The organism is Pseudomonas sp. (genome assembly GCF_051660785.1).
Taxonomy (GTDB): Bacteria; Pseudomonadota; Gammaproteobacteria; order Pseudomonadales; family Pseudomonadaceae; genus Aquipseudomonas.
The window spans coordinates 25,765-35,647 of record NZ_JBOFQE010000074.1 but is presented as its reverse complement, the minus strand read 5'-3'; the positions used below and the strand labels follow the sequence as shown (position 1 = coordinate 35,647).

Sequence of the window (9,883 nt, the reverse complement as noted above, 5' to 3'; positions counted from 1 at the left end):
ACCAGGTACAAGTACCCGTGCTGCCGCTCGACTTGCATGTGTTAGGCCTGCCGCCAGCGTTCAATCTGAGCCATGATCAAACTCTTCAGTTCAAACATCTTTGGGTTTTTAAGAAACCCTAAACTTGGCTCAGCAATCGTTGGTTACATCTTTGATTTCTCGCGGAGTAACTTGTGATGCTGATAATCTTGTTGACTATCAGCCTGACTCCACAAGCACCCACACGAATTGCTTGATTCAGTTGTTAAAGAGCGGCTGGTTAAGATCTTTCGTCTCAACCGAGGTGCGCATCCTACATCACGCATCCTCAAGAAGCAACCTTAAAAGTTTTTAATTTTGCTAGCAAAATCAACTACTTAAGCCAGACCAGCAGCAAACTGCTCGTCAGCGGGAGGCGAATAGTACAGGATTAAAATACGTGGTCAACCCCTGCCCAAAAATTCTTTTCCTCATCAAAGAACCAGGTTGCCCAATGAAGGCTTCCCAGTCCTTGCAAAGCATAAAAGGCCGCAGAGAACCGCACTAGACCGTAGCCGCGCCCCGCAGGTACTCACGGGGCGTGCAGCCGAACTCGCGGCGGAACACCGTGTGCAGGTACTGCGCAGACTTGAAGCCGCAATTGCGCGCTATGTCTGCAATGGCCGCGTCAGTGTTCTGCAGCCCGCTGGTCGCGGCGGCCAGTTTGAAACGCAGGATTTCGTCATGCACGCTGCAGCCTCGCACTTGACGGAAGTGCGACTCCAGCGACGAGCGCGACACACCCACGTAGGCCGCCACCTGTGCCGTCTTGATGCCTTGGCAGGCATATTGGCGGATGAACAGCAGCGCCTGCATGACGTAAGGGTTACCCAAAGGTTGATGCAGACTCGATACCTGCACATTGACCGCATCCGGGGGAATCAGGATCTGCGTGCCTGCGGACGGCTTGCCGTGCAGCATTTGGTGGAGCAGATGCGCGGCGGTACGGCCCATGGTTTCGGTGCCCTGAATCACCGAACTCAGCGGCACCCGCGTCAGGCTGCGGGTCAACGGGTCGTTGTCGATGCCGATCAACGCCACCTGCTCCGGCACCGCGATCCCTGCGGTCAGACAGGCTTGCAGCAGTTGTCGGGCGCGGGCATCACTGACGGCGATGATGCCGATGGGTTTGGGCAGGCTTTGCAGCCAGGCGATCTGCTGTTCTACGGCGCTGTCCCAAAGCGGCGCGCTGGTGCCCATGCCGCGATAGACCTCGGCGTTCAGGCCGTCACGCCGCATCAGCCGGCGAAACACTTTTTCCCGTTCCTGAGCCCAACGATTGGCTTGAGCTTCGGGCAGGCTGAAGCAGGCAAAACGCGTCAACCCTGCTTCGATCAGATGTTCGTACGCCAGGGTGATCAACGCCTCATTGTCGGTGGCGACGTAAGGAATGCCTTTTGGATAGGCTCGCTGATCCTGATAGGAGCCGCCCACCGCCACCACCGGCAAGTCGATGCCGGCCAGCGCCTCGCCAATCAGCGGGTCGTCGAAGTCGGCAATGATCCCGTCACCCTGCCAGCGCTCGATCCCTTTTAACCGACACAGAAAATCCTCTTCCAGAAACAGGTCCCAGGAGGCGCGCGTGCTGCTCAGGTAGTTACCGATGCCGCTGATGATGCCGCGGTCGTAAATCTTGCTGCCGTTGAACAGCAATGCAATGCGATGAGAAGGCGGAACGGTTTTCATTGTTTTTGTCTTGAGCCGCTCACACGAAGGCGTGTCGACACAGACTAGGTGTGTAGAGGGCGAATCTCAATACTCAAAATCGAACCCTGTGTTGGTGACTTTCATAATCAGCAGGCACAGGGCCGTTGCTAGTATCGAGCCACCGCCAAGAACAACAAGGACATTGCCAATGCCGTACTTTCCCGATGTCGACAAGATTCGCTACGAAGGCCCCGCCAGCGATTCTCCCCTCGCCTTCCGTCACTATGACGCCGACAAGATCATCCTCGGCAAACCCATGCGTGAACACCTGCGCATGGCCGCCTGCTATTGGCACACCTTCGTCTGGCCGGGCTCCGATGTATTCGGTGCCGGAACGTTCAAGCGCCCGTGGCAGCGTTCCGCGGATCCGATGGAGCTGGCGATCGGCAAGGCGGAAGCAGCCTTCGAGTTCTTTACCAAGCTCGGTATCGACTATTACTGCTTCCACGACACCGACGTCGCTCCGGAAGGCAGTTCGCTCAAGGAATATCGCAACCACTTTGCGCAAATGATCGACCATCTCGAACGCCACCAGGAACAAAGCGGGATCAAGCTGCTGTGGGGAACCGCCAATTGTTTCAGCAACCCGCGCTTTGCCGCCGGTGCCGCCAGCAACCCGGACCCGCAGGTGTTCGCCTGCGCTGCCGCCCAGGTGTTCAGCGCCATGAACGCAACACAACGCCTCAAAGGGGCCAACTACGTGTTATGGGGTGGTCGCGAGGGCTATGAAACCCTGCTCAATACCGACCTGAAACGAGAGCGCGAACAACTGGGCCGCTTTATGCGCATGGTGGTCGAGCACAAGTACAAGATCGGATTCAAAGGTGACCTGCTGATCGAACCCAAGCCACAGGAGCCGACCAAGCACCAATACGATTACGACAGCGCCACCGTTTTTGGCTTCCTGCAGCAGTTCGGCCTGGAGAACGAGATCAAGGTCAACATCGAGGCCAACCACGCGACCCTGGCAGGTCACAGCTTTCATCACGAGATCGCTACGGCCGTCTCGCTGGGAATTTTCGGCAGCATCGACGCCAACCGTGGCGATCCGCAAAACGGCTGGGACACCGACCAGTTTCCCAACAGCGTCGAAGAGATGACCCTGGCCACCTACGAAATTCTCAAAGCCGGCGGGTTCAAGAATGGCGGGTTCAACTTTGACTCCAAGGTTCGCCGGCAGAGCCTCGACGAGATCGACCTGTTTCACGGCCACGTCGGTGCAATGGACGTCCTCGCCCTGTCCCTGGAACGCGCGGCCGCCATGGTGCAGAACGACCGGCTTCAGCAGCTCAAGGATCAACGCTACGCCGGCTGGCAGCAGCCGTTGGGGCAGGCGGTACTGGCAGGTGAGTTCAGCCTCCAGTCACTGGCCGAACACGCCTTCGCCAACGAGCTGAATCCACAGGCCGTCAGCGGCCGGCAGGAGATGCTCGAAAACGTCGTCAACCGGTTCATCTATAGCTGACGAGCCACACTCCGCCGGCACGGCTCGCTGTGACATTCGCGCGACAAATCTGTGCCCGCGGCGCCTGGCAACGCTCTACAGTTCTACCGGCCCGAGACTCATCGTCAGGCAGTGTCTTTCAAACAACAATAAAAGGACGCACCACCATGAAGAAAGTAAAACGCACGCTACTCGCCGGCGCCCTGGCCCTGCTGTCACTCCCGGTGATGGCCGATTCTGCCCACCCGAAAATCGGTTTCTCGATTGACGACCTGCGGCTGGAACGCTGGTCACGTGACCGCGACTATTTCGTCGCCGCAGCAGAAAAAATGGACGCCAAAGTCTTCGTGCAATCGGCCGATGCCAACGAGCAAAAGCAGATTTCGCAGATCGAAAACCTTATTTCCCGGGGCGTTGATGTGATCGTCATCGTGCCGTTCAATGCCACCGTACTGACCAACGCTGTCGCCGAAGCAAAAAAAGCCGGAATCAAGGTCGTGTCCTATGACCGCTTGATTCTCAACGCCGACATCGACGCCTACATTTCCTTCGATAACGAAAAAGTCGGCGAGATGCAGGCCAGCGGCGTGCTGCAAGCGGCGCCCAAGGGCAACTACTTCCTGCTCGGTGGCGCGCCCACTGACAACAACGCAAAAGTCCTGCGCGAAGGTCAGATGAAGGTGTTGCAACCGGCCATCGACAAGGGTGACATCAAGATTGTCGGCCAGCAGTGGGTTAAAGAGTGGAATCCCACCGAAGCGCTGAGCATTGTCGAGAATGCCCTGACCCGCAACGACAACAAAATCGATGGCATTGTCGCTTCAAACGATGCCACCGCAGGCGGTGCCATCCAGGCACTGGCCGCGCAGAAGCTGGCCGGCAAGGTGCCGATCTCGGGGCAGGATGCGGACCTGGCAGCGGTCAAGCGAGTGATCAATGGCACACAAACCATGACCGTCTACAAGCCGCTGAAACTCATCGCCTCCGAAGCCGCCAGGCTGTCGGTGCAACTGGCGCGTAACGAGAAGCCCACCTACAGCTCGCAGTACGACAACGGCAGCAAAAAAGTCGACACCATCCTGCTCACCCCGACCCCATTGACCAAGGACAACATCGACCTGCTGGAACAGGACGGGTTCTACACCAAGGCACAGATTGCCGGACAGTGATCTTCGGGCTGTAACGTCTCAACGGCCCTACTCGGGAGCGAGCCTGCTCGCTCCTGCAGTGAGGCCTCGTACCCGCTGATGAGTCTCTGCCATGTCCGACTATCTTCTGCAAATGAACGGCATCGTCAAAACGTTCGACGGTGTCAAAGCCCTCAATGGCATCGACATCAAGGTCAAGCCGGGGGAATGCGTCGGGTTGTGTGGCGAGAACGGCGCCGGCAAATCCACGCTGATGAAAATTCTTTCGGCGGTCTACCCCTACGGCACCTGGGACGGTGAAATTCTCTGGGACGGCCAGCCGCTCAAAGCGCAATCGATCAGCGAATCCGAAGCCGCCGGCATCGTCATCATCCATCAGGAACTGACGCTGGTTCCCGACCTGTCGGTGGCCGAAAACATCTTCATGGGCCATGAGTTGACGCTAGCGGGTGGTCGCATGAATTACCCGGCGATGATCCACCGCGCTGAAGCCCTGATGCGTGAACTGAAAGTACCCGGGATGAACGTCTCGCTGCCGGTCTCGCAGTACGGCGGGGGCTACCAGCAACTGGTGGAAATCGCCAAGGCACTGAACAAGGAAGCACGCCTGCTGATCCTCGATGAGCCCTCTTCGGCGCTGACCCGCTCGGAAATCGAAGTGTTGCTCGACATCATCCGCGACCTCAAGGCCAAGGGTGTCGCCTGCGTCTACATCTCTCACAAGCTGGATGAAGTGGCCGCCGTGTGCGACACCATCTCGGTGATCCGGGACGGCAAACACATCGCCACGACCGCCATGGCCGACATGGACATTGCGCAGATCATCACGCAGATGGTCGGGCGGGAAATGAGCAACCTCTACCCCACCGTGCCCCACGACATCGGCGAGGTGATTTTCGAGGCGCGCAACATCACCTGCTACGACGTCGACTCGCCCGGACGCAAACGGGTCGACGACATTTCATTCGTGCTCAGACGCGGTGAAATTCTGGGCATCGCCGGCCTGGTCGGCGCCGGCCGCACGGAACTGGTGACAGCCCTGTTCGGCGCCTACCCCGGTCACCATGAAGGCGAAGTCTGGCTGGATGGCCAAGTGATCGACACACGCACACCGCTCAAATCAATTCGCGCCGGCCTGTGCCTGGTGCCCGAAGACCGTAAACGCCACGGCATCATTGCGGATCTGGGGGTCGGCCAGAACATCACCCTGGCGGTGCTGGACACTTACTCGAAAATGACCCGCATCGACGCCGAAGCGGAACTGGCCAGCATCGACAATGAAATCTCGCGCATGCACCTCAAGACGGCGAGCCCGTTCCTGCCCATCACCAGCCTGTCTGGCGGCAATCAGCAGAAAGCAGTACTGGCGAAGATGCTGTTGACCAAACCCCGGGTGCTGATTCTCGATGAGCCCACCCGAGGGGTGGATGTGGGCGCCAAGTACGAAATCTACAAGTTGATGGGAGCGCTGGCCGCCGAAGGCGTGGCGATCATCATGGTGTCCTCGGAGCTGGCCGAAGTGCTCGGTGTTTCCGACCGCGTGCTGGTGATCGGCGAAGGCCAGTTGCGCGGCGACTTCGTTAACCACGGACTTACCCAGGAACAGGTGCTCGCCGCCGCGCTCAGCCAACCGGTTGACCATAACAATAATGATCGGAAGTCCGCGTAGATGAATCAGGTCAAACAACTCTTCTCTCGCTACAAAATGCTCGCACTGGTGATCGCCGTGGCGATTATCTGGCTGTTTTTCAGCTGGCAGACCGAGGGCGGATTTCTCACCCCGCGCAACCTCTCCAATCTGCTGCGCCAGATGTCCATCACCGGAATTCTCGCCTGCGGCATGGTGCTGGTCATCATCAGCGGCGAAATCGACTTGTCGGTTGGCTCTTTACTGGGCCTGCTGGGTGGACTCGCGGCGATTCTCGATGTGATCTACCACGTGCCGCTGTTGGCGAACCTGAGTCTCGTCGCCCTGTGCGGCCTGATGATCGGCCTCGCCAACGGCTACATGACCGCCTATTTGCGCATTCCGTCGTTCATTGTCGGGTTGGGGGGCATGCTGGCGTTTCGTGGCATCTTGCTGGGGATTACCGGCGGCACGACCATCGCCCCGGTGTCGCCGGAGTTCGTCTACATCGGCCAGGGTTATCTGCCCCACGCAATGGGCACCGGCCTGGGTGTGCTGCTGTTCGCACTGACGCTGTTCCTGACCTGGAAACAACGCCGCAATCGCGCCCTCCACGGCTTGGCACCGCATTCATTAGTGCGTGATGTACTGCGCGTGGCATTGATTGGCGCGGTACTGGCCACCTTTGTCCAGACCCTCAACAGCTACGACGGTATTCCCGCGCCCGTGCTGCTTCTGCTCATACTGTTGGGCGTATTCAGCTACGTGACCAGCCAGACCGTCTTCGGCCGACGCGTGTACTCGGTGGGCAGCAACATGGAGGCCACGCGCCTGTCCGGTATTAATGTACAAGCGGTGAAGCTGTGGATCTTCGGGATCATGGGCGTGATGTGCGCCCTCGCCGGCGTGGTCAACACTGCGCGCCTGGCCGCCGGCTCACCCTCGGCCGGCAGCATGGGCGAACTTGATGCGATCGCGGCCTGCTTCATCGGCGGCACCTCCATGCGCGGCGGGTCCGGGACCGTCTACGGCGCCCTCCTCGGCGCGCTGGTAATTACCAGCCTGGACAACGGCATGTCTATGCTCGACGTAGACAGCTACTGGCAGATGATCGTCAAGGGCAGCATTCTGGTGCTGGCCGTGTGGGTGGATGTGAGCACCAGGACCGGGCGCCGCTGATCCGGTCCAGCGCCATGGAGGCATCGCTTGTCCCGGTTTTAATGGGCTCAGTTAAAGCCGGCTGCGAACCGCCCACGCAAATAGTCGACAAACACGGTGACGGCCCTTGGCACATGCGCGGAATATGGACGCACCAGATATATGTCCTCAGGGAACGCCCCCACGACTCTCCACGTTGGCAGCACCGGCACTAATCCTCCACTTTTCAACCCGGCTTGAGCGCTGAAGTCGGGCAAAAGCGCGATGCCCAAATCAGTCAGTGCAGCGTCTCGCAACGCTTCGCTATTGTTGGTTGCGAATGTGCCTTTGATCGGAACCGTCAGCCGTTTCTCCTCCCCTTGCGAGGGCGTGTGAGCTTTGAAAGCCCAGGCCGGCGTGTCGTTGCCTCGCGGGTAATAGAGACAGTTGTGTTCGACGAGATCCTCTGGACGTTGTGGCTCGCCGAATCGATCCAGATAGCGGCGGGTCGCAACGAGCACGGAATGCGTTGCGCACAATTTCCAGGCGACATGGGTATCCGGAATTTGGTTGCTGTGCCGAACAGCCAGATCAAAGCCCTCCGAAGCGATGGAGGAAATCTGATCGGAAACGTCAAGCTGAACCCTGACTTCGGGATATTCGTCGAGGAAACCCGCCAGCACCGGAACCAAATGCTGGCGCGCAAAGGCTACCGGAGCCGTCAGCCGTAACAGTCCCCGTGCGACACCTGCAGAGTCTCGAACATCGGAAAAACTGCGGGCAATTTGCTCATAGGCGCTGCGCACGTCATGCACCAAAGCGTTTCCCGCATCGGTCAATCGCACACTGCGCGTCGTGCGCAACACCAGACTCAATCCCGTGGCTTTTTCAAGCTCGACAATTCGCTGACTAACCGCCGACTTACTCACCCCAAGTCTGACCGCCGTCGCGGTATACGTGCCCTGCTCTGCAAGGATCGCCAACCAGTGCACATGGGTCCAGAGCCTTTCGACTTCCACTTTGGGCATGACTTGATTGTCCCTGTACGAAAACAATTAATACGAGTTTTGCGCCTCGTCATGAACAAAGCAAACACTTGTCGTGGACGTCCAGACCCGGAATGCTGAAACAACGTTTCTATTTCGCGGTCGGCATCGCAAATTCGGCCCCCTTGCCAATGCTTTCTGGCCAGCGCTGCATGATGGATTTTTGCTTGGTATAGAACCGCACGCCTTCCTCCCCGTAAGCATGCATGTCCCCGAACAGGCTCTTTTTCCAGCCACCAAAACCGTGCCAGGCCATGGGTACCGGGATCGGTACGTTGATGCCGACCATGCCGACCTGGATGCGACGGCTGAACTCCCGCGCCACGTTGCCATCGCGGGTGAAGCAGGCCACGCCGTTGCCGAATTCGTGGTCGTTGACCAACTGCACCGCCGTGGCGAAATCGGGGACGCGCACGCAGGCAAGCACCGGGCCGAAAATTTCCTCTTTATAGATGCGCATGTTTGGGGTGACGTGGTCGAACAGTGTGCCGCCCATCCAGAAGCCCCCTTCGCAACCTTCGCCGGCATCCGCGCTATTAAATTCACGACCATCGACCAGTAATTGCGCGCCTTCGTTGATGCCTTGCTCGATATAGCCAGTGATACGGGCATGGGCGGCCGGCGTGACGATAGGGCCCATCTCAGCTGCCAGGTTGCTGCCGTTAAGGACCTTCAACGTTTTGGTGCGCTCCAGCAGTTTGGGCATGACTTTGTCGGCGACGTCGCCGACCAGTACTGCCACCGAGATCGCCATGCAGCGTTCGCCTGCCGAGCCATATCCAGCACCCATCAGTGCGTCGACCACTTGATCGATGTCAGCGTCGGGCATGACCACCATGTGGTTCTTCGCGCCGCCCAGGGCCTGCACACGTTTGCCGTGGCGAGCACCGGTCTCGTAGATGTAATTGGCGATGGGCGTGGAGCCGACGAAGGACACCGCTTTCACATCCGGGTGTACCAGCAGTGCATCCACGGCCTCTTTGTCGCCTTGCACCACGTTGAATACACCGTCTGGCAGACCGGCCTGTTTCAGCAAATCAGCCATGAACAGGCTGGCGCTTGGATCGGTCGGGCTTGGCTTGAGAATGAAGGTGTTGCCCGCCGCGATTGCCACCGGGAACATCCACATCGGCACCATCACCGGGAAGTTGAACGGCGTGATGCCGGCGACAACACCCAATGGCTGGCGCAGTGTCCAGTTGTCCATGTTGGTAGACACCTGATCGGAGAAGTCGCCTTTGAGCAACTGCGCAATACCGCAAGAGAACTCGACGATGTCGATACCTCGGGCCACTTCACCCTGGGCATCGGTGAAAACCTTGCCATGTTCGGCAGTGATCAGGTGCGCCAGTGCATCTTTGTTCTGGTTCAACAATTCCAGAAATCTGAACAGTACCCGGGCGCGGCGAATGGGCGGCGTGTCCGACCAGGCGGGAAAAGCAGCCGCGGCGGACGCTACTGCGGCGTCTACGTCCTGCGCATTGCCCAGGCGTACATGGCGAGTGACGGCGCCGGTAGCCGGATTGTAAATGGGTTGAGTGCGGACACCGCTGCCGGCGACATGGGCGCCATGGATGTACTGGGCAATTTCTTTGTTGTCGATAACAGGGCTCATGACAGTCTCGCGGTTGCGAATGAATTTAAACTTCATCCGCAGAGTAAGCAGCGGTTATTGCCCTGACTACGGCAAAAACCTGAATTGATTGTTCGCTGTAACGAACAATCAAATTACAGGAATTCCGGACATGGATTTACC

At 58.6% G+C, this 9,883-nt stretch carries 7 protein-coding genes and 1 rRNA gene; 4 read left to right on the top strand and 4 right to left on the bottom strand.

Annotated elements, in window-relative coordinates; all coding sequences use genetic code 11:
* Both ACRC4F_RS19680 and ACRC4F_RS19675 read right to left on the bottom strand, forming a co-directional pair.
* A 16S ribosomal RNA gene (locus tag ACRC4F_RS19680) occupies positions 1-92 on the bottom strand; the annotation flags it as partial.
* Between the two features lie 430 nt (positions 93-522).
* The gene (locus tag ACRC4F_RS19675; RefSeq protein ID WP_438660834.1) at positions 523-1,704 is read right to left on the bottom strand and encodes a XylR family transcriptional regulator; all 1,182 of its coding nucleotides are present in this window, start codon (positions 1,702-1,704) and stop codon (positions 523-525) included.
* Positions 1,705-1,873: 169 nt separating this feature from the next.
* Here ACRC4F_RS19675 and xylA point away from each other — a divergent pair, with 169 nt between their 5' ends.
* From xylA to ACRC4F_RS19655, 4 genes are all read left to right on the top strand, one after another.
* Positions 1,874-3,190 carry a xylose isomerase gene (gene xylA / locus ACRC4F_RS19670; RefSeq protein ID WP_438660833.1) on the top strand — a complete coding sequence of 439 codons (1,317 nt, stop codon included), beginning with the start codon at positions 1,874-1,876 and terminating at the stop codon, positions 3,188-3,190.
* Positions 3,191-3,336: 146 nt separating this feature from the next.
* Positions 3,337-4,338, top strand: coding sequence for a D-xylose ABC transporter substrate-binding protein (gene xylF, locus ACRC4F_RS19665; protein WP_438660832.1), 1,002 nt, complete (start codon positions 3,337-3,339; stop codon positions 4,336-4,338).
* A 91-nt stretch (positions 4,339-4,429) separates the two neighbouring features.
* Positions 4,430-5,986 carry a D-xylose ABC transporter ATP-binding protein gene (gene xylG, locus ACRC4F_RS19660; protein ID WP_438660831.1) on the top strand — a complete coding sequence of 519 codons (1,557 nt, stop codon included), beginning with the start codon at positions 4,430-4,432 and terminating at the stop codon, positions 5,984-5,986.
* The gene (locus tag ACRC4F_RS19655) at positions 5,987-7,123 is read left to right on the top strand and encodes a sugar ABC transporter permease (RefSeq protein WP_438660830.1); all 1,137 of its coding nucleotides are present in this window, start codon (positions 5,987-5,989) and stop codon (positions 7,121-7,123) included.
* Between the two features lie 47 nt (positions 7,124-7,170).
* On the opposite strand, the gene ACRC4F_RS19650 is transcribed toward ACRC4F_RS19655, so the two are convergent.
* Both ACRC4F_RS19650 and ACRC4F_RS19645 read right to left on the bottom strand, forming a co-directional pair.
* Positions 7,171-8,109 (bottom strand): LysR substrate-binding domain-containing protein, encoded by a 939-nt coding sequence (locus ACRC4F_RS19650; protein WP_438660829.1) that lies wholly within the window; start codon positions 8,107-8,109, stop codon positions 7,171-7,173.
* Positions 8,110-8,218: 109 nt separating this feature from the next.
* Complete coding sequence (locus ACRC4F_RS19645; RefSeq protein ID WP_438660828.1) at positions 8,219-9,742, bottom strand: CoA-acylating methylmalonate-semialdehyde dehydrogenase; 1,524 nt, start codon at positions 9,740-9,742, stop codon at positions 8,219-8,221.
* Between the last annotated feature and the right edge of the window lie 141 nt (positions 9,743-9,883).

Coding starts and splice junctions, on each gene's coding strand:
- ACRC4F_RS19675 (WP_438660834.1), bottom strand. CDS start 1,704: ATGAAAACCGTTCCGCCTTCTCATCGCATTGCATTGCTGTTCAACGGC.
- xylA (WP_438660833.1), top strand. CDS start 1,874: ATGCCGTACTTTCCCGATGTCGACAAGATTCGCTACGAAGGCCCCGCC.
- xylF (WP_438660832.1), top strand. CDS start 3,337: ATGAAGAAAGTAAAACGCACGCTACTCGCCGGCGCCCTGGCCCTGCTG.
- xylG (WP_438660831.1), top strand. CDS start 4,430: ATGTCCGACTATCTTCTGCAAATGAACGGCATCGTCAAAACGTTCGAC.
- ACRC4F_RS19655 (WP_438660830.1), top strand. CDS start 5,987: ATGAATCAGGTCAAACAACTCTTCTCTCGCTACAAAATGCTCGCACTG.
- ACRC4F_RS19650 (WP_438660829.1), bottom strand. CDS start 8,109: ATGCCCAAAGTGGAAGTCGAAAGGCTCTGGACCCATGTGCACTGGTTG.
- ACRC4F_RS19645 (WP_438660828.1), bottom strand. CDS start 9,742: ATGAGCCCTGTTATCGACAACAAAGAAATTGCCCAGTACATCCATGGC.